This window comes from Pseudomonas sp. S2_F07, from assembly GCF_054668325.1.
This window is the reverse complement of the sequence record NZ_CP162758.1, coordinates 6,005,723-6,031,433: the sequence shown is the minus strand read 5'-3', so window position 1 is coordinate 6,031,433 and position 25,711 is coordinate 6,005,723. Positions and strand designations below refer to the sequence as shown.

Genomic DNA, 25,711 nt, shown 5'->3' with positions numbered 1-25,711 from the left:
ATGGACAGACAGACCTTGATGTTGTTCGCGGGCATCGGCGCGTTTCTGCTGCTGGCTTCGCTGATCGGTTTCGTGCTCAAGCGACGTACACACGGCACCCCCAACCCGGTGATCGACAACCTCAATGCCCGCATCAACGCCTGGTGGATGATGGTACTGGTGATCGGGGCGGCCTTCTGGCTCGGTACCACTGCGGTGATCCTGCTGTTCTACACGGTGTCGTTCTACGCCCTGCGCGAATTCATGACCCTCATGCCGACACGTCGCAGCGACTACCCGGCACTGGTGGCGGCCTTTTACCTGGCGTTGCCGCTGCAGTACCTGTTGATTTACTACGATTGGTACGGTTTGTTTTCGATTTTCATCCCGGTCTACGTGTTTTTGCTGCTGCCGATCCTGGCATCCCTGGGCGGCGACAGCACGCACTTCCTCGAGCGCGCCTCGAAGGTCCAGTGGGGCCTGATGATCGCCGTGTTCTGCGTGTCCCACGTGCCCGCCCTGCTGACGCTGGACATCGCCAGCTATGAAGGGCGAAACCTGCTGTTGATCGCTTATCTGGTGATCGTGGTGCAGATGTCGGATGTGCTGCAATACGTGTGCGGCAAGTTGTTCGGCAAACGCAAGATCGCGCCGAAACTGTCGCCCTCCAAAACAGTGGAAGGTTTTGTCGGCGGCGTTGTGCTGGCCTCACTGATCGGCTGCGCCTTGTGGTGGATCACGCCGTTCACTGCCTGGCAGTCACTGTTCATCGCCCTGCTGATCAACTTGCTGGGGTTCGCCGGTGGCATCGTGATGTCAGCGATCAAGCGCGACCGTGGCGTAAAGGACTGGGGGCACATGATCGAAGGTCATGGCGGCATGCTCGACCGGCTGGACTCGGTGTGTTTTGCGGCACCGATCTTCTTTCACCTGGTGCGCTACGGCTGGACTTGAGTCAAAAAAAGACCCCGACAAGTCGGGGTCTTTTGGTGTCAGTCGGTTGAGTGACGCTCACCCAGCCCGACCTCTGGCTCTGACTCAGTGTTGCAGAGCCGGCTTTTGCGTCCCGTTGATCGGGATGCGCTTGGCTTTCGCCTCTTCCGGAATCACCCGCAGCAGGTCGATGCTCAACAGACCGTTGCTCAGTCCGGCAGCCTTGATCTCGATGTGGTCCGCCAGACGGAAGGACAGTTTGAAGGCACGTTGCGCAATGCCCTGATACAGATAAGTGACGTCTTCGTTCGCGTCGCGTTTACCGCCACTGATGGTCAGTACACCCTTCTCGACTTCGAGTTCCAGATCTTCTTCCTGGAAACCGGCTGCGGCAATGACGATGCGGTATTGATCGTCGCCGTGTTTCTCCACGTTATAGGGTGGATAGCTGCTGCCTGGTTCGTTGCGCAGGGCGGTCTCGAACAGGTCGTTGAAACGGTCGAAACCTACCGAGGAACGGAACAGTGGGGCCAGGGATAATGTAGTAGCCATGATGCAAATCTCCTGAAAACAATCAGCAAGGTTTTTTGTCTCCGCGACCCGAATTCGGCATCGCGTAATCCTTAGATAGGGATCGCTGATTGCATTTCAAGAGATTATTTTCTGCTTTTTTTGTAAAAAGTTTCAGGCCGCCTCTGCCACCGGCAGCCCCAGCAAACGCGAGACGTTATCCAGCTCGGTCTCACGACGCAGCACGGTGAACAGTTCCACCGCCTCGGGATAATTGCGGGTCAGCATCGCCAGCCATTGCTTCAGGCGACCCGGCGACTGGCGTGGCGTCATCTGCGCCTTGGCTTGCAGCCAGAAGTCCTGGATCAGCGGCAGCAGCTCGGCCCAGGTCATCTCGACCACCTCCTCACCGGCCCGCGCCGCGGCGATCTGCCGGGCGAGATCCGGACGCGAAACCAGGCCGCGACCGAGCATGATGTCTTCCACGCCGCTGATCTCGCGGCAGCGCCGCCAGTCTTCGACGCTCCAGATATCGCCATTGGCGAACACCGGCACCTTGACCACGTCCTGCACCCGCGGAATCCATTCCCAGTGCGCTGGCGGCTTGTAGCCGTCGACCTTGGTCCGCGCATGCACCACGATGTGTTCGGCGCCGCCTTCGGCCAGGGCCGTGGCACACACCAGCGAACCGTCCGGGCTGTCGAAGCCCAGGCGCATCTTGGCGGTGACTGGAATGTGCGCGGGGACGGCACGACGGACGTGCTCGACGATCTGGTTGAGCAGTTCGGGTTCCTTGAGCAATACCGCGCCACCACGGGATTTGTTGACCGTCTTGGCCGGGCAACCGAAGTTCAGGTCGATCACTTCGGAACCCAGCTCGCAGGCCAGCGCGGCATTTTCCGCCAGGCACACGGGGTCGGAACCGAGCAGTTGCACACGCAGCGGCACACCGGAGGCCGTCCGGGCACCGTTGAGCAACTCCGGGCCGAACTTGTGGAAATAGGCAGGTGTGAGCAACTGGTCGTTGACCCGAATGAACTCGGTCACGCACCAGTCAATACCACCCACGCGGGTCAGCACATCGCGCAGGATGTCGTCGACCAACCCCTCCATGGGCGCCAAAGCAATTTGCATGAAAAACACACTCGAGGAAAAACGTGCGGCAGTTTACTGGGTTCAGAGAAAATCTGCAGAACATCGCAGATCCATTGTGGGAGCGAGCAAGTCGGACCGCCGCACCGCCGCTCCCACATGAAGTCAGGGTTGTACCAACTCCTGCGCCCGGATCGCCGGGCCATAGCCCTCGATGAATTCAGTCGGCATGCGCTTGGGCTTGCCGGTGGACAGTTCGATGCAGACAAACGTGGTCTGCGCGCGCAATAACGTGGTGTTGTCGCTGGGGCGGATCAACTGGAAGTGCCGGGTCATTTTCAGGCGCTGATCCCAATCGACGATCCAGGTCGCCAATTGCAACTCATCGTCCTCATAGGCTGCCGCCAGGTAATCGATCTCGTGTCGCACCACCGCCATGGCCCGGTCCAGCCGCCGGTATTCGACCAGGTCCAGGCCAAGGCGCTGGGAGTGGCGCCAGGCACAGCGCTCGAGCCAGGTCACGTAGACCGCGTTGTTCGCATGCCCCAACCCGTCAATGTCCTCGGCGCTCACTTGCAGATCAATGATGAACGGCGTTTCCCGATCCCAGCCCATGCCCGACTCCCTGGTCAGATAATTTCGACCGGGGCAGTGTAACGGAAGCTCAGGCGGATTGGCGCGATTGCAGACTGCGCCCGGCCAGCAGTGATAACACGCCATCAATCACCTGCGGGTCAGCCAACACTCGCTGATGACCACCGTCCTTCAAACGCAACAAGCGACTGTCGAACCAGGCTTCGTGAATCAGCTGGGATTCCTTCACCAGGACGAAGTTGTCGTCTTCGGCGTGGACAATCAGGCCAGGCATGTCGAGTTGATAGTGCGCGACATCCAGCATCGCGGCTCGCATGCCAACGTCTTGCTCGACCTGGCGAATGAACGCCGAGCGGGCCTTCGGTGGCAGCCCGACATAGCGGGCAAAGCCACGCAACACGCCGAGAATCCGCGCCGGAGCGGCAATGGTGACCAGGGTTTCGGTGCGCAAGCCCAACTGGACCGCGAGCATCGCACTGGCGCCGCCCATGGAGTGGCCGATGACCGCTTGCAGGGGGGGCAGTTCGGCGGCCGCTTCAAGCATGGCGCGGGCGAACAGCACCACATTCGCTTCGCTGCCCGGCGAGCGACCGTGGGCCGGACCATCGAGAGCCACGACCGAGTAACCGGCATCGACCAGCGCGGTGATGAGGCTGGCAAACTGCGTGGGCCGCCCTTCCCAACCATGCATCAGCAAGACTGCCGGGCCCTGGCCCCAGCGCAAGGCCGAGAGACCGAAACGCAGGGTGATTCGCTCGGACCTGGCCAACAGTGGCAGCTCCCAGTCACGCAGCGGCAGATCCCGTGGCGTCATGAACGCCTGTCGCATTTTGCTTGCGACCAGTTTCGGGGCAAACCAGCCCAAGGTGCCATTAACGCCACGAACCCACTTTAACGCGCTCATCGCATTCTCCTCAGGCCGCAGCCTTCAGGTCAGCGCACTGCCGATTTGGCGGCGCGCAGTAATCGATCGGACAACTCTCCCGGCCCCAGCGCTCGCGCCAGAGCCAGCCCACCCACCATCAAGGCCATGTCGGCCAGGGCTTTTTCGGTTTCTTCGGGGCTGGCCGCCAACTGCGCGACCATCAGCTCCACATGCTCATTGAGCGCAACACGAAACGCTTCCGGCAACCGCCCCAGTTCGCCGACCGATGCCGGGATCGGACAGGCCGATTCGGAGGAATCACGGTGCTTGCGCGACAAATAAAACGCCGCCACCAGCGCCCGGCGCTCTTCACCCGTCAACTCCGAGTCCATGTCGGCAATCAGGTCACGGCGGTGACCGAGCAATTGCCTGAACGCCTCGAGCATCATCGCGTCCTTGCTTTCGAAGTGGGCGTAGAAGCCGCCGACCGTCAGGCCCGCCGCGCCCATCACTTCGCCCACGCTTGGCTCGGCCGGGCCGCGCTGAATCAGCGCTGCGCTGGCAGCCTTGAGGATGCGCTCGCGGGTTTGAGCTTTTTTATCGTTCATCGTTGCCTCCGAATATTACGATTGAAATATTATTCTCATAATAAATTTTAGCAAGTCATGGGTGTGACCGCTGGTCTGAAGAACAGTTTTTTTGGGAAAAGGAGGAATTTGGCCAAACGCCAGACAAACAAAAGGGCCATTCAATAATTGAATGACCCTTATAAAATCCCGCAGAGCGGGTAATCGTGGCGTCCCCTAGGGGACTCGAACCCCTGTTACCGCCGTGAAAGGGCGGTGTCCTAGGCCACTAGACGAAGGGGACACAAACCCTTCTATACAACTGATCAGTGCTGAGTGCTGATCGATTCAAGGCCGGTGTGGCCAGACCTTGAACTGTAAAATTGGTGGAGCTAAGCGGGATCGAACCGCTGACCTCCTGCATGCCATGCAGGCGCTCTCCCAGCTGAGCTATAGCCCCGGATTTTTCGCCTCGCGGCGGAGCGACATCTTGCAACATCGCTTCTGTAAAACTGGCGTCCCCTAGGGGACTCGAACCCCTGTTACCGCCGTGAAAGGGCGGTGTCCTAGGCCACTAGACGAAGGGGACGCAAACCCTTCTATACAACTGATCAACGCTGAGTGTTGATCGCTTCAAGGCCGGTGTGGCCAGGCCTCGAAGTGTAAATTGGTGGAGCTAGACGGGATCGAACCGTCGACCTCTTGCATGCCATGCAAGCGCTCTCCCAGCTGAGCTATAGCCCCTCATCGTTGATGTCATCGCTGAGGACGGGGCGAATCTTAAGGGCGTATCGAAAGCCTGTCAAACTTATTTTTCAAAAAATTTAAAATTTTTTGCCGACATAACAACCACTTACCGCCCTCCCCCCGGAAATCCGGGGTTTGGGGAAAGAGCGCAGGCCCGTAGGAGCTGGCGAAGCCTGCGATCTTTTCGGAGCAACCAGAAAGCAAGATCAAAAGATCACAGCCTTCGGCAGCTCCTGCACAAGGTCAAATGCGCTTAGGCGATGGCGCCCAGCAGCTTTTCCCATTCCTTGTTTTCTTTCTTCGACACGCCGCCCAGCAGGTCAATGGCCTGGCGCAGACGGAAACGGGTCAGGTCCGGCCCGAGGATTTCCATCGCATCGAGCACCGACACAGAGCTGGCCTGGCCGGTGATCGCAGCGAACATCAGCGGCATGGCATCACGCAGCTTCAGCTCCAGGGACTCGACCACCGCCTGAATGGTCGCGGTGATGCTGTCCTTCTCCCACTGACGCAGGCTTTCGAGCTTCCACAGGATCAACTGCATCAACTGACGAACCTGATCGCCCGACAGTTTCTTGGATTCGAACAGCTTGGCATCGGGGTTCACGCCACCGGCAAAGAAGAACCCGGCCAGCGGTGCCACCTGGCTGAAGGTTTCGACCCGGCCCTGCACGTGCGGTGCGATCTTCATCATGTATTCGGAATTGAACGCCCACTTCTGCACGCGCGCGGCGAACTCTTCCACCGGCAGGTCACGCAGCCACTGGCCGTTGAGCCACGACAGTTTCTCGATATCGAAGATCGGCCCGCCGAGGGACACACGCTTGAGGTCGAAGTTGTCGACCATTTCCTGCAACGAGAACTTCTCGCGCTCGTCCGGCATCGACCAACCCATGCGGCCCAGGTAGTTGAGCATCGCTTCAGGCATGAAGCCCATGCGCTCGTAGAAGGTCACCGAGGTCGGGTTCTTGCGCTTGGACAGCTTGCTCTTGTCCGGGTTACGCAGCAGCGGCATGTAGCACAGCTCCGGTTGTTCCCAGCCGAAGTACTCGTACAGCAGGATCAGCTTCGGTGCCGATGGCAGCCACTCTTCGCCACGCAATACGTGGGTGATGCCCATCAGGTGGTCGTCGACCACGTTGGCCAGGAAGTACGTCGGCAAGCCGTCGGTCTTCATCAGGACTTGCATGTCCATGCGGTCCCACGGGATTTCAACGTCGCCACGCAGCATGTCCGGCACCACGCAGACGCCTTCGCTCGGTACTTTCATGCGGATAACGTGGGGCTCGCCAGCGGCCAGGCGACGGTCGACTTCTTCCTTGGACAGCAGCAGCGCGCGGCCGTCGTAACGCGGGGTTTCACCGCGAGCCATCTGCTCGGCGCGCATCTGGTCCAGCTCTTCGGCGGTGCAGAAGCACGGGAAAGCATGACCGAGCTCTACAAGCTGCTGGCAATACTTCTGGTAAATGTCGCCGCGCTCGCTTTGACGGTACGGACCGTGCGGGCCGCCGACATCCGGGCCTTCGCTCCAGTCGATGCCCAGCCAGCGCAAGGCGTCGAAAATCTGCTGTTCGGACTCGCGGGTCGAACGCAACTGGTCAGTGTCTTCGATCCGCAGGATGAACTCACCGCCGTGTTGCTTGGCAAAGCAATAGTTGAACAAGGCGATGTAGGCGGTACCTACGTGGGGATCCCCGGTAGGCGATGGCGCGATGCGAGTGCGGACGGTGGTCATGGCATGTCTCGAAAAGAATAAAAGCGAAGTTCAAACAAGGCGCGAATGGTAACAGGCGACACCCGCCCGGCTCCAGTGAACAGGGCATTTAAGCCAAGGTTGCGTCTGTAACGCCCGTATAGGGAGGTGAATGGCCGAATATCAGCCGATGGCATTTACCGCTTATCGGCTGTATGCCAGATTTGCCTGCTGATAACTTCTCTTACAATTTCTCGACTACAGTTTGCCCCATGCCTGCCCAACTCAAGCGTCGCCTCTTCTCGTTCCTGCTGATTGTCCTGTTGATTGCCGGGGGCCTGTTTGCCCATTGGCTGTTCAAGGGGCGCTTTTATGAAAGCACCGACAACGCTTATGTCCAGGGCGAGATCACCCGCGTGTCGAGCCAATTGGGCGCGCGTATCGATAAGGTGCTGGTGCAGGACAACCAGCATGTCGAGAAAGGCCAGTTGCTGGTCAAACTCGAAGGCGACGACTTCCGCCTCGCGGTCGACCGCGCCAATGCCGCCCTGGCCACCCGCGAGGCCGAGCGCCTGCAAGCCCAGAGTAAACTGACCCAGCAGGCCAGCCTGATTGCCGCCAGCGAAGCGCAAGTCGCATCCAGCCAGGCCAGCCTGGGTCGCTCGCAAATCGACCTGACCCGCGCCGAGACCTTGCGCAAACCAGGCTTTATTTCGGAAGAACGGGTGACCACCCTCTCCGCCGACAACCACATCGCCCGCTCGCAAGTGGCCAAGGCCCAGGCCGACGCGCAAGGCCAGCGCCAGCAGGTCAATGCCCTGAATGCGGAAATCAAACGCCTCGACGCGCAGATCGCCAACGCCAGAACCGACCTGGCCCAGGCCGAACTGAACCTGACCCGCAGCGAAATCCACGCGCCCATCAGCGGCCTGATCGGCCAGCGTGCAGCCCGCGAAGGCCAATACGTGCAGGCCGGCGCTTACCTGTTGTCGATCGTGCCGGACGAAGACATCTGGATTCAGGCCAACTTCAAGGAAACCCAGATTGGCCACATGCAACCCGGCCAGGAAGCCGAACTGACCTTCGACGCCTACAGCGACACCCCGATCAAAGCCCGGGTCGACAGCCTGTTCGCCGCCTCGGGTGCGCAGTTCAGCCTGTTGCCACCGGACAATGCCACGGGCAACTTCACCAAAGTCGTCCAACGGATTCCGGTAAAACTGACCTTCGCCGCGGACAATCCGCTGCGCGGCAAGATCCGCCCAGGCATGTCGGTCACCGCCAAGGTGAACATCAAGGACACCCCTGAAGAAGTCACCCCCAAAGTGAGCCACAAAGACGCCCCTGACGATGGCCGGTGATCAACTGATCCGCCCGGTCGGCGAACCGACCCGGCGGGACTGGATTGCAGTGATGAGCGTGATGCTCGGTGCGTTCATGGCGGTGCTGGACATCCAGATCACCAATTCCTCGCTCAAGGACATCCAGGGTGCGCTGTCGGCGACCCTGGAAGAAGGTTCGTGGATTTCCACCTCGTACCTGGTGGCGGAAATCATCATGATCCCGCTCACCGCCTGGCTCGTGCAGTTGCTGTCGGCGCGACGCCTGGCGGTGTGGGTGTCCCTCGGGTTCCTGGTCGCATCCCTGCTCTGCTCCATGGCGTGGAGCCTGGAAAGCATGATCGTGTTCCGCGCCCTGCAAGGCTTTACCGGTGGCGCGCTGATTCCGCTGGCGTTCACCCTGACCCTGATCAAGCTCCCGGAACACCACCGCGCCAAAGGCATGGCCATGTTCGCCATGACCGCCACATTCGCGCCCTCCATCGGCCCGACCCTCGGCGGCTGGCTGACGGAAAACTGGGGCTGGGAATACATCTTCTACATCAACATCCCGCCCGGCCTGATCATGATCGCCGGCCTGATGTACGGCCTGGAGAAAAAAGAAGCCCACTGGGAATTGCTCAAAAGCACCGACTACGCCGGCATTCTCACCCTCGGCGTCGGGCTCGGTTGCTTGCAGGTGTTCCTGGAAGAAGGCCATCGCAAGGACTGGCTGGAATCGAGCCTGATCGTAACCCTGGGCAGCATCGCACTGGTCAGCCTGATCAGTTTTGTGATCGTGCAGACCTCCAAACCCAATCCGCTGATCAACCTCGGCATCCTGCGCAATCGCAACTTTGGCTTATCGAGCATTTCCAGTGTCGGGATGGGGGTCGGGCTGTACGGCTCGATCTACCTGTTGCCGCTTTATCTGGCGCAGATCCAGAACTACAACGCCCTGCAGATCGGTGAAGTGATCATGTGGATGGGCGTGCCGCAGCTGTTCCTGATCCCGCTGGTGCCCAAGTTGATGAAATACGTCTCGCCGAAATGGCTGTGCACCCTGGGCTTCGGGCTATTCGGTCTGGCGAGCTTCTCTTCGGGCGTGCTGAACCCGGACTTTGCCGGGCCGCAGTTCAATCAGATCCAGATCATCCGTGCCCTGGGGCAGCCGCTGATCATGGTCACCATTTCGTTGATCGCCACGGCGTACATTCTTCCGCAAGACGCGGGGTCGGCCTCGAGCCTGTTCAACATCCTGCGCAACCTCGGCGGCGCCATCGGCATCGCCCTGCTCGCCACCCTGCTGGATGCGCGGACCAAGGTTTACTTTGACTACCTGCGTGAATCCATCGTGCCGGGCAATCCGCAGGTGGCTGAACGGATTGCCTCGCTGGCTGACCGGCTGGGTAACGAAACGGCAGCCCTGGGCAAACTCAGCGAGATCGCCCACCAACAGGCGTCGATCATGGCCTATAACGATGCGTTTCACTTTGTCGGGATTGCGTTGGGGATCAGCATGGTGGCGGTGTTGCTGACCAGGAAATTGCCGGAAGGGTTGAAGGCGGGTGAGGCTCATTGACTCACCGCAAATTACCGTAGGAGCTGCCGAAGGCTGCGATCTTTAGATTGTTCCTTTCAAAACAAGATCAAAAGATCGCAGCCTTCGGCAGCTCCTACAGAATTTGTGTCAGACCGTCAGAAGTCTTTCGCGCAACTTGGCAATCTCGTCGCGCATCTGCGCCGCCGCTTCGAATTCCAGGTCGCGGGCGAGTTGGTACATCTTCTCTTCCAGGGCCTTGATACGCTTGGCGATCTCGCCCGGCGAGCGCAATTCGGCCTCGTACCGGGCGTTTTCCTCGGCAGCCTTGGCCATGCCCTTGCGCTTCTTGCTACGTGAACCGGGTACGGTGGCGCCTTCCATGATGTCGGCGACGTCCTTGAACACGCCTTTGGGGGTGATGCCATTGGCCAGGTTGAAGGCGATCTGCTTGTCGCGACGGCGCTCGGTTTCGCCGATCGCGCGCTCCATGGAGCCGGTGATCCGGTCGGCATACAGAATCGCCCGACCGTTGAGGTTACGCGCCGCCCGGCCGATGGTCTGGATCAGCGAGCGCTCGGAACGCAGGAAGCCTTCCTTGTCGGCATCGAGGATCGCCACCAGCGAGACTTCCGGCATGTCCAGGCCTTCGCGCAGCAGGTTGATGCCCACCAGCACATCGAAGGTGCCAAGGCGCAAATCGCGGATGATCTCGACCCGTTCCACGGTGTCGATGTCCGAGTGCAGGTAACGCACGCGCACGCCGTGGTCGGCCAGGTAATCGGTCAAATCCTCGGCCATGCGCTTGGTCAGCGTGGTGACGAGCACCCGCTCTTCCAGAGCGACGCGCTTGCTGATTTCCGACAGCAAGTCGTCGACCTGGGTCAGTGCCGGGCGAATCTCGATTTGTGGGTCCACCAGCCCGGTCGGGCGCACCACCATGTCAATGACGCGGCCAGCGTGTTCGGCTTCGTAGTTGCCCGGGGTCGCCGAGACGAAAATCGTCTGTGGGCTGATGCGTTCCCACTCATCGAAACGCATCGGCCGGTTGTCCAGCGCCGACGGCAGGCGGAAACCGTATTCCACCAGGGTCTCTTTACGCGAACGGTCGCCTTTGTACATCGCACCGACCTGCGGCACGCTGACGTGGGACTCGTCGATCACCAGCAAGGCATCGGCCGGCAGGTAATCGTAAAGCGTCGGTGGCGCCGCGCCGGCTTCGCGGCCGGACAGATAGCGCGAGTAGTTTTCGATGCCGTTGCAGTAACCCAGTTCGAGGATCATCTCCAGGTCGAAACGGGTGCGCTGCTCCAGACGCTGGGCTTCCACCAGTTTGTTGTTGGAGCGCAGGTATTCCAGACGCTCCTGCAACTCGACCTTGATGCCTTCGACCGCGCCCATCAGGGTTTCCCGGGGCGTTACGTAGTGGCTCTTCGGGTAGAAGGTGAAGCGCGGCAGTTTGCGAATCACTTCGCCGGTCAGCGGGTCGAACGCCGACAGGCTTTCCACTTCATCGTCAAACAATTCGATGCGGATCGCTTCGAAATCGGATTCCGCCGGGTGGATATCGATCACATCGCCGCGCACACGGAAGGTCGCACGGGCAAAATCCATGTCGTTGCGGGTGTACTGCAGGTCGGCCAGGCGTCGCAGCAGTTCGCGCTGATCGAGCCGGTCACCGCGATCCACGTGCAACACCATCTTCAAATAGGTTTCCGGACTGCCCAGACCGTAGATGCAGGACACCGTGGTGACGATGATCGCGTCCTTGCGCTCAAGCAACGCCTTGGTCGCCGACAGACGCATCTGCTCGATGTGGTCGTTGATCGACGCATCCTTCTCGATGAAGGTGTCCGAGGACGGCACGTAGGCTTCCGGCTGGTAGTAGTCGTAGTAGGAAACGAAATATTCCACCGCGTTGTTCGGGAAGAACGCCTTGAACTCCCCGTATAACTGCGCCGCCAGGGTCTTGTTCGGCGCCAGCACCAGGGTCGGACGCTGCACCTGGGCGATCACGTTGGCGATGCTGAAGGTCTTGCCCGAGCCGGTCACACCGAGCAGCGTCTGGTGCGCCAACCCGGCCTCGATGCCCTCGACCATCAGTCGGATGGCTTCCGGCTGATCGCCGGCGGGCTCGAAACGGGTGACTAGCTGGAATTCAGACATGAAATACCTCTGGATCACTCTTGCCGGTAAAACCGGCACGAACGAGAAAGACCGCAAACGACCGATGTCGCCCGAAAAAAACTGGATTGTGCTCAATGTGGAGCCGATTGCCAGCGCTTTCAAGGCAAACGTCCTACATCGCGCAAAACCTTTGCCGACGCCATTCGACTACCGGTCGAGAAATAATAGGAAAAACTTACCCGAAATGTTGATTCGCCTGTCGCCAGCCATCGCCGATGGCCTCTATACTAGCTCCCCGTTTGTGCACCGCTCTAGTGCATTCGGCTGGAGCGCGACACGTCCCTCCACACTCCATTCAGAGCCGCCGCAATAATGAGCCTGTTCTCCGCTGTCGAAATGGCACCACGCGATCCAATCCTGGGCCTCAACGAAGCATTCAACGCCGATACCCGGACCAACAAAGTCAACCTGGGAGTCGGTGTTTACTGCAACGAGGAGGGGCGAATTCCACTCCTGCGCGCCGTTGTCGAAGCCGAAACCATTCGCGCCGCTCAACACGTTTCCCGTGGCTACCTGCCAATCGACGGCATCGCTGCCTACGACCAGGCTGTGCAGAAATTGCTGTTCGGCAATGACTCGCCGCTGATCGCCGCTGGCCGCGTCATCACCACCCAGGCCGTTGGTGGTACTGGCGCACTGAAAATCGGCGCCGACTTCCTCAAGCAACTGTTGCCGAACGCCGTCGTGGCGATCAGCGACCCGAGCTGGGAAAACCACCGCGCCCTGTTCGAAACCGCCGGTTTCCCGGTGCAGAACTACCGTTACTACGACGCCGCGACCCACGACGTGAACCGTACCGGCATGCTGGAAGACCTGAACGCGCTGCCAAACGGCTCGATCATTGTGCTGCACGCCTGCTGCCACAACCCGACCGGCGTGGACCTGAGCCCGGCGGACTGGAAGAACGTCCTGGAAGTCGTTAAAGCCAAAGGCCACGTGCCGTTCCTCGACATGGCCTACCAGGGCTTTGGCGATGGCATCGACGAAGACGCCGCCGCCGTGCGCCTGTTTGCTGAATCGGGCCTGACTTTCTTCGCTTCCAGCTCGTTCTCCAAGTCGTTCTCGCTGTACGGCGAGCGCGTTGGGGCCCTGTCGATCGTCAGCGAATCGAAAGAAGAAAGCGCGCGCGTGTTGTCGCAAGTCAAACGTGTGATCCGCACCAACTACTCCAACCCGCCGACCCACGGTGCCAGCGTTGTCGCTGCAGTACTGAACAGCCCGGAACTGCGCGCCCAGTGGGAAGCCGAGCTGGCCGAGATGCGCCTGCGCATTCGTGGCATGCGCACCCAGATGGTCGACCTGCTGGCACAAAAAGCGCCTCAGCGTGATTTCAGCTTCGTCGGTCGCCAGTGCGGCATGTTCTCCTACTCCGGCCTGACGGTTGAGCAAGTTCACCGCCTGCGCAACGAGTTCGGCATCTACGCCCTGGACACCGGCCGCATTTGCGTGGCCGCGCTGAACCAGAGCAACATCAAGGTTGTGACGGACGCTATCGTCCAGGTCATCTGATTACGCCTTGAAATGAAAAACGGGAAGCCATGTGGCTTCCCGTTTTTTTATTTGCTTCAGATAATTCTCAACGCAACGACGCAGCCCTCTAAACTCCACACAAGTCAAAATGTGGGAGCGGGCTTGCTCGCGAAGACGGCAGTACATTCAATACTTGTACAACCTGACCCACCGCTTTCGCGAGCAAGCCCGCTCCCACAGGATTTGTGTACGAAGCATTCCCGAGAACTCAAATGAAAAACGATGACCTGCGCGCCGACCGCGATGATCTGGATGACCTGGATCACTTCACCCCCCGCGTCCCGACCAAACGCGGCAACAACCTGGTGATGCAAGTGGCCGCCGGTGTGTTTCTTGGCGGCCTGGCCCTGTGGCTGGTGCAATTGGGGGCCACGGCGCTCTACGCCAAGCTGATGCTTGCCACGATTACTTTCGGCGGTTAAGCCAGCTCGGTCGCACGCTGGGTGGCAGCGTCGTCGTAGGCGACATACAGCGATTCCGCAACCTGGCTCTTGATCGCTTTGGTGCTTTCCAGGCCCAGGACAAAGCCTTCGGCCTTGCCGCCAGCGCGGTTCAATGCTTCAGCGGTGCCGGCCTGGATGATGGCGTCGAACAACTTTTCGGCGTGGGGGCCGACACCTTTGGGCAGGCTGATCTGAGAGATGCTCATCGGCGCACCCCGTGGTATCGAGGTGTGAGGGTCAAATGATTCATGGCGCGTACCTTTTCGGCGAATGGCCGGCAGCGCGTGTCACCACTTCCGGGTGGCCATGGTAGACCTCTGGGGCCATCCTGGTAACCGTCAATCGCCACCAAACCACCGCCCATCCCGCTGATTCGCGCCAATTGTTATTCGATGCTTGACTTCTCTTTTTGAATCAGTAAGATACGCGCCATTCCGCGATAGCTCAGTTGGTAGAGCAAGTGACTGTTAATCACTGGGTCCCTGGTTCGAGTCCAGGTCGTGGAGCCAGACAAGGTTCCAGAGAAAGCTTCCAAAATTTCTGAAACCACCGAAAAACCCGCCTTCTCAGGCGGGTTTTTTCGTTTTGGCGTTCTGTGGGATCCCGGTGGGTACCACCCGTTTTAAGGGTAGAGCTTGGTGCTCAGGTGAGTGGCGAGAGGACGGGGTGGCGTCCTGTCCACCAGGCTTGCCTGCTTATTCGCTGCCTCCGTTTGACCCGTATTGTCTGGACGGATCTTGAACCAGATGGCGTACATCGCTGGCAGGAACACCAGTGTCATGATGGTTCCGACGAACGTACCTCCGATCAGCGTGTAGGCCAGCGTCCCCCAGAAGACGGAGTGTGTCAGCGGAATGAATGCCAGGATGGCCGCCAGCGCTGTCAGCAGTACCGGGCGGGCACGCTGTACCGTGGCTTCGACCACTGCGTGAAACGGGTCCAGCCCTTCTTGCGCGTTGTGATGGATTTGCCCAATCAGAATCAGCGTATTGCGCATCAAAATGCCCGAAAGGGCGATCAGGCCGACCAGAGCGTTGATCCCAAACGGTTGCTGGAAGATCAGCAGTGTCGGCACCACGCCAATCAATCCCAGTGGCGAGGTGAGGAACACCATGATCATCGCCGAGATCGAACGCACCTGGACAATGATGATCAGCAGCGTCATGGCAATCATGATCGGGAATAACGGCAACATCGCTTTACCGGCCTTGCCCGACTCCTCGATTGCACCCGCCTGTTCAATCCGATATCCGCCAGGCAGCTTGTCGATGACCGGCTGCAGCTCCTTCATGATCACGCCCGAGACGTCTGGCGGCTGCAAGCCTTCGGCAATGTCGCCACGCACAGTGATGGTCGGCGTGCGGTCACGACGCCGCAGGATCGGATCTTCCATACGCACATCGACCGCTCCCACCTGAGACAACGGAATCCGCTGCCCCGCCGCACCCACCAGCGTAAAGCCTTCTATCCTGGCGGGATCGAGCCGGATATCACCCGCTGCGCGACCAACCACCTGCACCGAACGAATGTCCTCACGAACCGCGGTGATCGGTACTCCGGCCAGCAGGAACTGCAATTGCTGCGCGACTGAATTTGACGTCAACCCCACCGCCTCCAGGCGATCCTGATCCAGAGCAAAATGCAGCGTCGGCGCCAGCGGTCCCCAATCGGTGTTGACGGTTCTCATCATCGGGCTCGACTGCAACACGTCCTGTACCTGGCCCGCAATCTCGCGCAACTTTGATGGATCAGGTCCCATCACCCGGTAGGCAACAGGGAATGGCGAGTACGGCCCGAAAACAAGCTGAGTCACCCTGACACGCGCTTCTGGGACAAGTCCCTCAGCCGCCGCTTCGCGGATTCGGAACTTGAGGGTCTCGCGCTCCTCCTGGCTGTCCGTCAGCACCACGATCTTGGCGAACGACGGATCAGGGAGTTCCGGCGCCATCGCCAGATAGAAGCGCGGCGCGCCTTGCCCGATATAGGCCGTGACGATCTTTGCCTCATCCTGCTTTTGTAGCCAGGTCTCTATCTTGGCCGTGGTCGCGCTGGTCTGCTCAATGGAGGCTCCATAAGGCATTTGCACTTCAATCAATACCTCGGGACGGTCCGAGGTCGGGAAGAACTGCTTCTTGACCAGGCTCATGCCGAGGATCGCCACGACAAACGAAGCGATGACAGTGCCGGCCACCAGCCATTTGCGAGCGATGACTCGCGTCAAAACACGGCGGAAGCGGTTGTAGTTAGGGGTGTTGTAGATGGCCGCGTGACCACCCTCGACTTTCTTGATGTTCGGCAACATCTTCACCCCCAGGTATGGGGTAAAAGCGACCGCAACCACCCAGGAGGCAATCAGGGCAATGCCCACGATCCAGAACATGTTGCTGGTGTACTCGCCGGCTGTCGATTGCGCGAAGCCGTTGGGCATAAAGCCGATAGCCGTCACTAGCGTACCGGAAAGCATCGGCGCGGCCGTATGACTCCAGGCGTACGCGGAAGCTTTGATGCGGTCGTAGCCCTCTTCCATTTTCACCACCATCATTTCGATAGCGATAATGGCGTCGTCCACCAGCAGTCCGAGCGCCAGAATCAACGAACCGAGGGTAATTCGATCAAAGTTCTTTCCCGTGGCCGCCATCACCACAAACACCACGGCCAACGTCAACGGCACAGCCGCGGCGACCACAACGCCTACACGCCAGCCCATACTGAGAAAGCAGACAAGCATCACCACAAGCAGCGCGACGAAAAACTTGACCATGAACTCGCCGACGGCCGAATCGATATTTACAGATTGATCGGTGACCTTGGAGAGCGTCATGCCCAGCGGCATGCCTTCATTTATCTTGACCGTCTCCGCGTCCAACGCCCTGCCGAGGTCAAGGCCGTTCCAGCCCTCACGCATCACGATCCCCAGCAACAAGGCTTCTTCACCATTATTGCGTACGAGAAAGGTTGCCGGATCTTCATACCCACGCTCGATCGTCGCCACGTCGGCGAGCTTGAGCGTGCGCCCCTGAACCGCAATGGGCGTGTCACGAATCTTTTGCACCTTATCGAAGGCGCCATCCAGCCGGAGGAAGACCTGCGGCCCATTGGTTTCGATCGAACCGGCGGGCGTGAGCACGTTTTGATTATTCAGCGCGGCAAAGATGTCCTGAGGAGAGACACCCAAGGTGGCCAACCGATCATGCGAAAAGGAAACAAAGATACGTTCGGGCTGCTCCCCAATAATGTTGACCTTCTTCACGCCGGGCACATGCAACAGTTGTTGGCGCAACGACTCTGCATCTCGCACCAACAGTCGCTGCGGCTCGCCTTTGGCTTTCAGGGCGAAAAGCGCAAATGTCACGTCCGAAAACTCGTCGTTGACCATTGGCCCGATGACACCCGCCGGCAGCTTTCTGGCCTCGTCGTCGAGTTTTTTACGCGCCTGATAGAACTCCTCCTGCACTTGCGAGGGCGGCGTACTATCGAGCAGTGACACCATCGTGAAGGCCAGGCCAGGACGGGTGTAGGTTTCCGTGCGGTCGTACCATTTCAGTTCTTGCAGGCGTTTTTCAAGTGGCTCTGCTACCTGATCCTGCATCTCCTGCGCCGTGGCGCCCGGCCACGCGGTAATGACCGTCAACTGCTTGACCGTAAACGGAGGATCTTCCGCACGCCCCAGTTGAAAGAACGCCAGGATGCCCGCAACGGCAATCAGGAAGATCAGAAACACCGTGACAGAGCGCTCACGAACGGCGATCGCGGAAAGATTGAAGCGCCCCTCGCTCATGGACGACCCCCGGCAACTTTTTCGTCATCCTGTTGAGGCAATCTCACCTCTTCACCTTCGCGCAACAGATGTGCACCTAACGCTACGATCTGCTCGCCGACTTTAAGGTCGCCCGCGACTCGCACGGTATCGTCGCTCAAACCCAGGATTTGTACAGGTCGCCAGGCCACCTTCGCCGGTGTACCGGCGATGACCCACACGCCAGTGCCTTGGCCTGGGTCATAGACAGCAGCGATCGGTACTTGCAGCCCCTGCCCTTGCGTGGCGCCTTCAGCGATCCGAAGCGTGACGGTCGAACCTATCGGTGCATTGGCCAGCGCGCCCTCAAGCACATACCGCGCCTCGAAGGTACGTGTCATTCGGTCGGCCGAATCAGAAAGCAATCTCAGCTTCGCTGTAACAGCATCCGTGGCATTGCCATAAAGCGTCGCCTGCGCGGTGGATCCTGCTGCGGGGCGCAACGTCTCGGGCAGGTGCACGATCGCTTCGCGCTGCCCTGCCCGCGCCAATCGAACCACGGGCTGCCCCGGGCCGACAACTTGTCCGGGCTCGGCGAGCGTCTCCACCACAACGCCGTCGGAATCCGCAAACAGCACCGCATAACCAGAAGCATTACGGGCTACATCAGCCTGCGCTTGGGCGGCGCTAAGCTGCGCCTTTGCGGTATCCGCCGCGGCTTTGATCTGGTCGTAGGCCGATGCAGAAATAGCGCCTGCGGCAACCAGACTGCGGTATCGCGCCTCGTCATCTGCTGTCTGTTTGGCTCGCGCCCGAGCAGCCATGACTGACTCTTGCTGTGCTCGCGCCTGCAATCCCAGGTCGATTGGGTCAAGGCGCATGAGTGGCTGACCACGTTTAACGGTCTGACCGGTGTCAACCAGACGCTCAAGCACCTTGCCTGATACCCGAAAACCCAGATCGCCCTGGACGCGGGCAGCCACGACCCCCGTGAAAGAACGTGAGGCGCCGGAGGAACCCTGAACCGCTGCGGACCTGACCAGAGGAGCATGCGTGCGTGGATCTTCAACGGTGGATGAGTCGCCGCATGCCGTCAGGACGAGAGGCAACAAGCAAGCGGCAATAGGGAAAGGTCGAAGCCGGCGCATAGGTTCCCTTACTTGAAAATAGGACGAGTGCCCCATTCTCAGTCTAGTGACCATAAGTGTCAATGGTCACAAACCATGAAACATTCAGCGTCTCAAGCTCAACACATAAACGGCGCCACCAACGAGAAAACCCAAAATTCGCTCAAATCACCTCAATTGACAGGTTGTGACTATTGCGTACTATGGTCACAAATATCCTCTATTGAAGGAATCTCAATGCCTCCCCTCCGCCCCATCGCTCTTTTGGTCAGCGCCGGCTTATTGGCAGGTTGCGCGGTCGGTCCGGACTACCATCGTCCAGACGCTCCGCTTTCGGATCGTTACTTGGGTCAGTCTTCTGTCGAGCAGCGGCGTGGAGCGACGCCGGCCAGCCTTGTAGCCTGGTGGGAAGGCTTTGGTGATCCAGTGCTCACCGACTTCATCTCCAAGGCGCTTGAGCAGAATCTGGACCTGGCGCAGGCATCGGCGCGAGTCACACAGGCGCGGGCCGGACTAGGTGCTGCAAATGCCGCTTTACTCCCCTCAGGGAACATCAGCGCACAGGCCGCGCGTTCCTACCAGTCAATCGAGACGCCGCTCGGCCAGGTGTTGAACTCAACACCTGGCAATGATCGGTACGCAAGTTCCTACGAGGCCAACCTCGATGCCAGCTGGGAGGCAGATGTCTTTGGCGGATTGCGCCGCGGACACGAGGCTGCTCTTGCCGAGTACCAGGCTTCCCAGGCGGGCGTCGCTGCCACAAGATTGGCCATCGCCGCGCAGACCGCTGATATCTACATCACTATCCGCGGACTGCAGACCCGGCTGGACATTGCGAATAGGCAAGTCAAAACGCAGCAGGATTTGTTAGAGAAAGTCCAATTGCTCTACAGCAAGGGGCTCGCCGCCAACTATCAGGTTCGCCAGACCGAGGGGGCGCTATCGCAGGTCCAAGCAACAGTGCCGGCCCTGCAGACCGGACTGGATGCTGCGATGAATGCGCTGGATGTCATGCTCGGCACGCCGCCAGGCACTCACCGCACGCAATTGGCAAGTGCGGGGAGCATTCCGGTAGCGCCGCAGATAAAGGCAATGGGAACGCCGGCCGATTTGCTGCGCCGCAGGCCAGATCTCATTGTGGCTGAGCGCCATCTTGCAGCCTCAAACGCACGCATCGGAGAGGCGATTGCTGAGTACTACCCGAAATTCTCCCTTGGCGCATTGCTGGGTAGTGCCACGGCTGTCTCCGCAGGCAACCTTTTTACCGGCGGCGCCAGCCAGTCGGCGGGCGTATTGGGACTGCGCTGGAGACTCTTCGACTTCGGTCGCATAAACGCCCAAATCGACCAAGCCAAGGGACAGGAGACCGAAACCCTGGCCGCTTACCGTCAGTCCGTACTGCGTGCCACCGAGGATGTCGAGAACGCGCTCTCCTCACTGGTGAATCGGGAAGCTCAAGCAACCACCCTCACTGTTGGAGAGGCGTCTCTGACACAGGCTCGCCAATCGTCGTTCATTGCCTATGAGAAAGGCACGGCCAGCCTGATCGATGTCCTGCACGCTGACGAGACGTTGCTGCAGGCTTCTGATGCCCGAGCTCAAGCACGAACGGAATCGGCACGAGCGGCGGTTGCGGCATTCAAGTCGCTAGGTGGTGGCTGGCAACCTCCTGAAGCCCAGCCTGTTGCGACACGATGACCTGATAGGAGCGAAGTGACCAACTCAATAAATAATCACAAAAAAGATAAATAAAATGCCCTTCGATGGATGGGAAGAAGGGCAAAGTTAAAAGCCGTTTTGATGATCTGGTGCTTACCCGGGTATGCCGCAAACCTTTAGCCGAAGGTCAAGGCATGAGGCTACGCAAGATGAGATTGGAGGTGAGCGTGGGCGCCTCCTCGACGAAATCGAGGTTGTACTGCAGCAGTAAAGGGTTGACGAATGGTCGCAGCGCGAGATGTATCGCTTCTACTGTCTCATCCAGCGGAGTCTTGCGTTCAAATTCGCCAATCTCTCGCCCCTCTCGCACGATTTGCGCCACGAAGCGTTTGATCTGTGCGTCATAAGCCTGCGTACTGGGCCAGCTTTCCGACGCCGCGAACGCTGCAATGTCATACAGTTTTCGGTCGTTGAAGAACAGATTCACACCTGTGGCGATCACCGTCTTGACCAAGCGTCGAAAGCGCTCCGTCGGCGACAGGTCTTCTACATTGATTGCCTGCTCCACAGCCGCGACGATTTCTGCCAGACAATTTGCGCAGATGGCTTCACCGATCGCCTGCTTGGAATCAAAAAATTTGTAGATGTAGGCCTTTGAAAACCCGATGGCCTTAGCCAGGTCGGAAACCGTGGTTTTGCCGTAGCCGTACTGACTGAAATGTTCATTGGCCGCTGCGACAATCTGGTCTCGAATGTCGTGATCGGCCGGGCCACGGAGGCTAGGCGAAGAGGAAGATTTTGATGGCTGATTCATGAGTACAGCTTACTCACCCTATCAAAGACTGACAACTTGTGACCAATTAGTTTTATAGTCACAAACCGACAGCAAAAAGCCGATCTGTCTATTCAACAGATCGGCCCTTTTCAGTCGCAGTGAGCGTCAGACATGCTCACTGCTTTTCACGTGCGCCGCCCGTGGCTCGCCATGCTCGTGGCCCACCTCAACCACCGGAATCTCCTTGCCGTCGCAATCGTGCAGCTTACCGTCGCTGAAGTAGTCCCCTTCACGCAACGCCGCCAGATCCTGATAACGCAGCACTCGCTCGGTACCGGCCGCAAACACCGATTGCTGGTCGGAGTTACCGGCGGTGAGGTGGTTGAAGGTCAGGTTCAGCACGATGGCCATGATCGCCGACGAACTGATGCCCGAATGGAAAATGGTTGCGAACCAGCTCGGGAATTGATCGTAGAAGCTCGGTGCCGCGATCGGGATCATGCCGAAGCCGATCGAGGTGGCAACGATGATCAGGTTGACGTTGTTGCGGTAGTCGACCTTGGACAAGGTCCGAATGCCGCTGGCCGCGACGGTGCCGAACAGCACGATGCCGGCGCCACCCAGTACGGAGGTCGGTACGGCGGCGATGACCCGGCCCATGAACGGCAGCAGGCCGAGGAGCACCAGGAACAGACCGCCAGTGGCCACCACGTAGCGGCTCTTGATGCCGGTGACCGCCACCAGGCCGACGTTCTGGGCGAAGGCGCTCTGGGTGAAGGAACCGAAGATCGGCGCGAACATGCTCGACAGCATGTCGGCGCGCAGGCCGTTGCCCAGGCGCTTGGAGTCAACCTTGGTGCCGATGATTTCGCCGACGGCAAGAATGTCCGCCGAGGTCTCCACCAGCGTCACCATCACCACGATGCACATCGACAGGATCGCAGCGAAGTGGAAGGTCGGCATGCCGAAGTGGAACGGCGTCGGGAAGCCGAACATCGGGCCCTGGGTCACGGAGGAGAAATCCGCCATACCGAGGAACACCGCGATCACCGTGCCGACGACCATGGCCAGCAGAATCGACAGGCGGGAGATGGTCGCGCTACCGATTTTGCTCAGCAACAGCACCAGCACCAGCGTTACCGCCGCCAGACCGATGTTCGCCATGCTGCCGAAGTCCGGCGCATGGCTGTTGCCGCCCATTGCCCAGCGCGCGGCTACCGGCATCAGCGTCAGGCCGATGGTGGTAATCACGATGCCGGTCACCAGCGGCGGGAAGAACTTGGTGATACGCGAGAACACCGGGGTTATCAGTAACCCGATCAGGGACGCCGCTATCACCGCCCCCAGCACCGATTGAAACCCGCCCTCCCCACCACTGCTGACAATCGCCACCATGGTCGCGACGCCAGAGAAGGATACGCCCTGCACCAGCGGCAATTGACAACCAAAAAACGGTAGACCCAGGGTTTGCAGCAGCGTTGCCAGCCCCCCCGCAAACAATGAAGCAGCAATCAACAAACCGATGTCCGCTGGCGAGAGCCCGGCCGCCTGGCCGATGATCAATGGCACAGCGACGATACCGCCATACATGGTCAGAACATGTTGCAGGCCATAAGCCATATTCGCGCCGATCCCTAGGTTTTCGTCCTCGGGCCGTTGGTGTGAAACATGGGGCGTTTTCATGGTGGGGGGGTTCCCTGGTTTTTGTTATGCGCACACTGTATGCAAGACATAGGACAAATGTCTATAGAGTTGTATACAACTTGTCGGTCACAAAATGGATACTTGTCCATTTCCGCCCGATCCCCACCCTCCCGGCCCCGCCAAAAACCTCGAAATACATCCCTCGCCGCCCACCACCGGGTGCTGACTAGTCTTTTGAATTCCTGGCGACCATCGGTAAGGTGTGCCCCTTCTATATACATATAAAGTATGCATAATGAAGCCATTCGAAATTCAGTTCCACAAGGCAAAGAACGCAGCCAACAAACTCAAGCACCAAGGCATCAGCCTCGCAGAGACTGAACCGGTATTCCATGACGAACGAGCGCTGACCATCGAGGACAACCACCATGATGAACAACGCTGGATCACCCTGGGGCTGGATGCCAAAGGCCGATTGCTGGTCGTCGCGTACACCCATCGCGATCCGAATTTCGTTCGAATCATTTCCGCGCGCATCGCCACCAAAAGCGAGCGCCGTCAGTACCTGGAGGCATGACCGATGAAAGACGAATACGATTTCAGCAACGCCAGGCGCGGGGCCGTGGTGCCCGCCAAAGGCAAGACCCGCATAACCATCATGCTCGATGACGCTGTCATCGAAGCCGCCCGGGCTCTGGCGGAAAACGAGGGGTACGGTTACCAGACGGCGATTAACAATACCTTGCGCCGAGCCTTGCTCAACGAAGGCAAGCGCGCGCACCTGAAGCAACCCCTGACCCCTGCCGAACTCAAGGGCCTGGAGCAGAAACTGGCAGAGGCCTTGCGCGAAATTCAACGGGTGATGGAGCCGGGAGTCCGGCCCTGAAACACCAAGGGCCGATCAATCGGATCAGCCCTTGGTGATATCCAGGATCAGCCAGCTACCGGGGTGCAGTGATCAATCGTTCCAGCGTCCGCGCCAATTGCGCCTGTTCCGGTACGCGAATGCCGAACTCGCTGCCCAGCAGGCCAATCAGTTCCTGAACATCCGTCACCTCCCGCCGCTCGCTGTCATGGTCAATCCGGTGAATCGCGAAGCTGCCGTTGTTGAGCGTGCGCCGCCATCCCTCCCCGGTGCGCGCCACCGTCAACTGCTTGACGAAAGTCGACTCGGGGTGGGTCGAGACGTACCAGTTGCCCACAGCGAAATCGATGTCTTCCTGGCGTTGCAGGTCGAAGATGTACATCGCTCGCCATTCGCCCGCGACGTTGGCGCGCAGGGTAAAACCATCGACGTGCAGGTCGATGCGATACGACTCGTGCGGGGTGGGTTGTTCGGCGCGAGTATCAAGCAGCAGGGGCGCGGTCGGCACCATGCCGCCGAAGCCGACGTCGGTGATGTAGCGCACGTCATTGATGATGACCAGGCTCAGGCGATGGGTCCGGGCCGTCCAGGCACCCTCCGGCTGGCCCATCACCACCCGGCCGCTGATGGCACGGGCGTCAAAACCCAAATCCTGAAGCAAGGCCAGGAACAGGTTGTTGAGTTCGTAGCAGTACCCGCCACGACCATCGTGCAAGACCTTCTGCTCGATGGACGGCAAGTCGATCAGCACCGGTTCGCCGGATAACGTGGTGAGGTTTTCAAACGGGAAAACGCCGGTATGGCGCAATTGCAGCTGGCGCAAGGTTTCCAGGGTCGGTGCCGGAGGTGCATCGAAGCCCAGGCGTCGCAGATACAAGACAAGGTCGGTCAGGCGTGGCTCGCTCATCGTTCAATCCTTTTGCACGCAAGCGGCGGATTGTTCCGCCAGTGGCCGCTATGTATACGGGATCAAGCACTGTCGCCGACAATTGATTTAGCCAATCACCCGGCATGAAAAAACTCAACGCCGCTTGTGCGAGCCCAATTGAATCCAGGTCGGCGCGTGGTCGCTGGCATGGGGCTCGTTGCGCACCCACGCATCCACCCCGGCGTCTTGCAGATACGGACTCAGGGCCGGGTTGAGCAGCAGATGATCAATGCGCAGCCCCGAGTTTTTCTGCCAATGCTGGCGAAAATAATCCCAGAACGTGTAGAGCCGGTCCTGCGGATGCAAGTGCCGCAACGAATCGGTCCAGCCCTGGTCCAGCAACCGCTGGTAGCACTCGCGACTTTCCGGTTGCAGCAAGGCGTCCTTGAGCCAGGAGCGCGGGTTGTAGATGTCCAGGTCGGTGGGCACCACGTTGTAGTCGCCCGCCAGCACCACCGGATGTTCGCTGCCTTGAAGTGTCTGCGCATGACGGATAAGCCGTTCGAACCACGCCAGCTTGTACTCGAATTTCGGCCCCGGTTGCGGGTTGCCGTTGGGCAGATACAGACAACCCACCAGAACCCCGTGGACAGCGGCTTCCAGATAACGACTGTGGTTGTCGCTGTCATCGCCGGGCAATCCGCGTCGGCTTTCCAGCGGCTGCGCATCCCGCGCCAGGATCGCCACGCCGTTCCAGGACGCCTGCCCCTGCCAGATGGCGCCGTAGCCGGCCGCCTCAAGTTCAGCCGCCGGGAATGCGCTGTCCACCGCCTTCAACTCCTGCAGGCAGGCGATGTCCGGTTTTTCCCGCTCAAGCCAGGCCAGCAGATTCGGCAGCCGTGCGCGCAGGCCATTGACGTTGAACGTGGCAATCCGCAGTTTCTTCATGAATGGACACTCCTGAGGGCGAGATGCCTGACGTGTGACAGCAGCACGTTTCGGAGGTTGCGTCACCAATCTCGGGGGCGTAGACCCTTGA

23 protein-coding genes and 5 tRNA genes are annotated in these 25,711 nt (G+C 59.5%); 10 read left to right on the top strand and 18 right to left on the bottom strand.

Annotated elements, in window-relative coordinates:
* Window positions 1-933 carry a phosphatidate cytidylyltransferase gene (locus AB4O40_RS27435; protein WP_460057092.1) on the top strand — a complete coding sequence of 311 codons (933 nt, stop codon included), beginning with the start codon at window positions 1-3 and terminating at the stop codon, window positions 931-933.
* Window positions 934-1,017: 84 nt separating this feature from the next.
* Here AB4O40_RS27435 and AB4O40_RS27430 read toward each other — a convergent pair whose 3' ends face one another.
* The 10 genes from AB4O40_RS27430 to gltX all read right to left on the bottom strand — a co-directional run bounded on the left by AB4O40_RS27430 (window position 1,018) and on the right by gltX (window position 7,021).
* Window positions 1,018-1,464, bottom strand: a complete 447-nt coding sequence (locus AB4O40_RS27430) for an Hsp20 family protein (protein WP_057715580.1) — start codon at window positions 1,462-1,464, stop codon at window positions 1,018-1,020.
* Window positions 1,465-1,596: 132 nt separating this feature from the next.
* A complete protein-coding gene (locus AB4O40_RS27425; protein ID WP_008050845.1) occupies window positions 1,597-2,556 on the bottom strand; it encodes a tRNA dihydrouridine synthase in 960 nt (319 codons plus the stop codon).
* 123 nt (window positions 2,557-2,679) lie between these two features.
* On the bottom strand, window positions 2,680-3,129 hold the full coding sequence (locus AB4O40_RS27420; protein ID WP_056722156.1) for an acyl-CoA thioesterase: 450 nt from the start codon (window positions 3,127-3,129) through the stop codon (window positions 2,680-2,682).
* A 49-nt stretch (window positions 3,130-3,178) separates the two neighbouring features.
* Window positions 3,179-4,012 (bottom strand): alpha/beta fold hydrolase, encoded by an 834-nt coding sequence (locus tag AB4O40_RS27415; protein WP_056722154.1) that lies wholly within the window; start codon window positions 4,010-4,012, stop codon window positions 3,179-3,181.
* Window positions 4,013-4,041: 29 nt separating this feature from the next.
* The gene (locus tag AB4O40_RS27410) at window positions 4,042-4,581 is read right to left on the bottom strand and encodes a TetR/AcrR family transcriptional regulator (RefSeq protein ID WP_056722152.1); all 540 of its coding nucleotides are present in this window, start codon (window positions 4,579-4,581) and stop codon (window positions 4,042-4,044) included.
* Window positions 4,582-4,767: 186 nt separating this feature from the next.
* Window positions 4,768-4,843: transfer RNA gene (locus tag AB4O40_RS27405), tRNA-Glu, on the bottom strand.
* An 80-nt stretch (window positions 4,844-4,923) separates the two neighbouring features.
* Window positions 4,924-4,999: transfer RNA gene (locus AB4O40_RS27400), tRNA-Ala, on the bottom strand.
* Window positions 5,000-5,052: 53 nt separating this feature from the next.
* Window positions 5,053-5,128 (bottom strand) — tRNA-Glu (locus AB4O40_RS27395).
* A 79-nt stretch (window positions 5,129-5,207) separates the two neighbouring features.
* Window positions 5,208-5,283: transfer RNA gene (locus AB4O40_RS27390), tRNA-Ala, on the bottom strand.
* Between the two features lie 256 nt (window positions 5,284-5,539).
* Window positions 5,540-7,021, bottom strand: coding sequence for a glutamate--tRNA ligase (gene gltX / locus AB4O40_RS27385; RefSeq protein WP_056722150.1), 1,482 nt, complete (start codon window positions 7,019-7,021; stop codon window positions 5,540-5,542).
* Between the two features lie 230 nt (window positions 7,022-7,251).
* On the opposite strand from gltX, the gene AB4O40_RS27380 reads away from it, so the two are divergent.
* Together AB4O40_RS27380 and AB4O40_RS27375 are read left to right on the top strand one after the other, a co-directional pair.
* The gene (locus AB4O40_RS27380) at window positions 7,252-8,340 is read left to right on the top strand and encodes an HlyD family secretion protein (RefSeq protein WP_056722149.1); all 1,089 of its coding nucleotides are present in this window, start codon (window positions 7,252-7,254) and stop codon (window positions 8,338-8,340) included.
* Complete coding sequence (locus AB4O40_RS27375; protein ID WP_056722147.1) at window positions 8,330-9,880, top strand: MDR family MFS transporter; 1,551 nt, start codon at window positions 8,330-8,332, stop codon at window positions 9,878-9,880. Before AB4O40_RS27380 ends, AB4O40_RS27375 begins: the two co-directional genes overlap by 11 nt.
* A gap of 108 nt (window positions 9,881-9,988) precedes the next feature.
* Here the strand turns inward: AB4O40_RS27375 and uvrB are convergent, their stop codons facing one another.
* Window positions 9,989-12,004: an excinuclease ABC subunit UvrB gene (uvrB, locus tag AB4O40_RS27370; protein ID WP_056722145.1), complete on the bottom strand. Its 2,016-nt coding sequence runs from the start codon at window positions 12,002-12,004 to the stop codon at window positions 9,989-9,991.
* Here uvrB and AB4O40_RS27365 point away from each other — a divergent pair.
* The 3 genes from AB4O40_RS27365 to AB4O40_RS27355 all read left to right on the top strand — a co-directional run bounded on the left by AB4O40_RS27365 (window position 12,003) and on the right by AB4O40_RS27355 (window position 13,977).
* Window positions 12,003-12,338, top strand: coding sequence for a hypothetical protein (locus tag AB4O40_RS27365; protein ID WP_056722143.1), 336 nt, complete (start codon window positions 12,003-12,005; stop codon window positions 12,336-12,338). The genes uvrB and AB4O40_RS27365 overlap by 2 nt on opposite strands.
* On the top strand, window positions 12,338-13,534 hold the full coding sequence (locus AB4O40_RS27360; protein WP_008050829.1) for an amino acid aminotransferase: 1,197 nt from the start codon (window positions 12,338-12,340) through the stop codon (window positions 13,532-13,534). Before AB4O40_RS27365 ends, AB4O40_RS27360 begins: the two co-directional genes overlap by 1 nt.
* Window positions 13,535-13,767: 233 nt before the next feature.
* Window positions 13,768-13,977 (top strand): hypothetical protein, encoded by a 210-nt coding sequence (locus tag AB4O40_RS27355; RefSeq protein WP_056722141.1) that lies wholly within the window; start codon window positions 13,768-13,770, stop codon window positions 13,975-13,977.
* Here the strand turns inward: AB4O40_RS27355 and AB4O40_RS27350 are convergent.
* Window positions 13,974-14,204, bottom strand: coding sequence for a hypothetical protein (locus AB4O40_RS27350; protein ID WP_056722139.1), 231 nt, complete (start codon window positions 14,202-14,204; stop codon window positions 13,974-13,976). The genes AB4O40_RS27355 and AB4O40_RS27350 overlap by 4 nt on opposite strands.
* Window positions 14,205-14,431: 227 nt before the next feature.
* On the opposite strand from AB4O40_RS27350, the gene AB4O40_RS27345 reads away from it, so the two are divergent.
* Window positions 14,432-14,507, top strand: a tRNA-Asn gene (locus AB4O40_RS27345).
* Between the two features lie 113 nt (window positions 14,508-14,620).
* On the opposite strand, the gene AB4O40_RS27340 is transcribed toward AB4O40_RS27345, so the two are convergent.
* Both AB4O40_RS27340 and AB4O40_RS27335 read right to left on the bottom strand, forming a co-directional pair.
* Window positions 14,621-17,776 (bottom strand): efflux RND transporter permease subunit, encoded by a 3,156-nt coding sequence (locus AB4O40_RS27340; protein WP_056722131.1) that lies wholly within the window; start codon window positions 17,774-17,776, stop codon window positions 14,621-14,623.
* A complete protein-coding gene (locus AB4O40_RS27335) occupies window positions 17,773-18,882 on the bottom strand; it encodes an efflux RND transporter periplasmic adaptor subunit (protein WP_056722130.1) in 1,110 nt (369 codons plus the stop codon). The genes AB4O40_RS27340 and AB4O40_RS27335 overlap by 4 nt, the downstream gene beginning before the upstream one ends.
* Before the next feature lie 216 nt (window positions 18,883-19,098).
* Between AB4O40_RS27335 and AB4O40_RS27330 the strand changes: the two genes are divergently transcribed.
* Window positions 19,099-20,559 carry an efflux transporter outer membrane subunit gene (locus AB4O40_RS27330; protein ID WP_056722128.1) on the top strand — a complete coding sequence of 487 codons (1,461 nt, stop codon included), beginning with the start codon at window positions 19,099-19,101 and terminating at the stop codon, window positions 20,557-20,559.
* Between the two features lie 148 nt (window positions 20,560-20,707).
* On the opposite strand, the gene AB4O40_RS27325 is transcribed toward AB4O40_RS27330, so the two are convergent.
* Window positions 20,708-21,334: a TetR/AcrR family transcriptional regulator gene (locus tag AB4O40_RS27325; RefSeq protein WP_056722125.1), complete on the bottom strand. Its 627-nt coding sequence runs from the start codon at window positions 21,332-21,334 to the stop codon at window positions 20,708-20,710.
* 126 nt (window positions 21,335-21,460) lie between these two features.
* On the bottom strand, window positions 21,461-22,978 hold the full coding sequence (locus tag AB4O40_RS27320; protein ID WP_414914735.1) for a nucleobase:cation symporter-2 family protein: 1,518 nt from the start codon (window positions 22,976-22,978) through the stop codon (window positions 21,461-21,463).
* 256 nt (window positions 22,979-23,234) lie between these two features.
* Between AB4O40_RS27320 and AB4O40_RS27315 the strand changes: the two genes are divergently transcribed.
* Window positions 23,235-23,516 carry a BrnT family toxin gene (locus AB4O40_RS27315; RefSeq protein ID WP_108217825.1) on the top strand — a complete coding sequence of 94 codons (282 nt, stop codon included), beginning with the start codon at window positions 23,235-23,237 and terminating at the stop codon, window positions 23,514-23,516.
* A 3-nt stretch (window positions 23,517-23,519) separates the two neighbouring features.
* Window positions 23,520-23,825 carry a BrnA antitoxin family protein gene (locus AB4O40_RS27310; protein ID WP_056722118.1) on the top strand — a complete coding sequence of 102 codons (306 nt, stop codon included), beginning with the start codon at window positions 23,520-23,522 and terminating at the stop codon, window positions 23,823-23,825.
* A 55-nt stretch (window positions 23,826-23,880) separates the two neighbouring features.
* Here the strand turns inward: AB4O40_RS27310 and AB4O40_RS27305 are convergent, their stop codons facing one another.
* Both AB4O40_RS27305 and AB4O40_RS27300 read right to left on the bottom strand, forming a co-directional pair.
* Complete coding sequence (locus tag AB4O40_RS27305; RefSeq protein WP_460057107.1) at window positions 23,881-24,711, bottom strand: arylamine N-acetyltransferase family protein; 831 nt, start codon at window positions 24,709-24,711, stop codon at window positions 23,881-23,883.
* A gap of 114 nt (window positions 24,712-24,825) precedes the next feature.
* Window positions 24,826-25,620, bottom strand: coding sequence for an exodeoxyribonuclease III (locus AB4O40_RS27300; RefSeq protein WP_056722114.1), 795 nt, complete (start codon window positions 25,618-25,620; stop codon window positions 24,826-24,828).
* Between the last annotated feature and the right edge of the window lie 91 nt (window positions 25,621-25,711).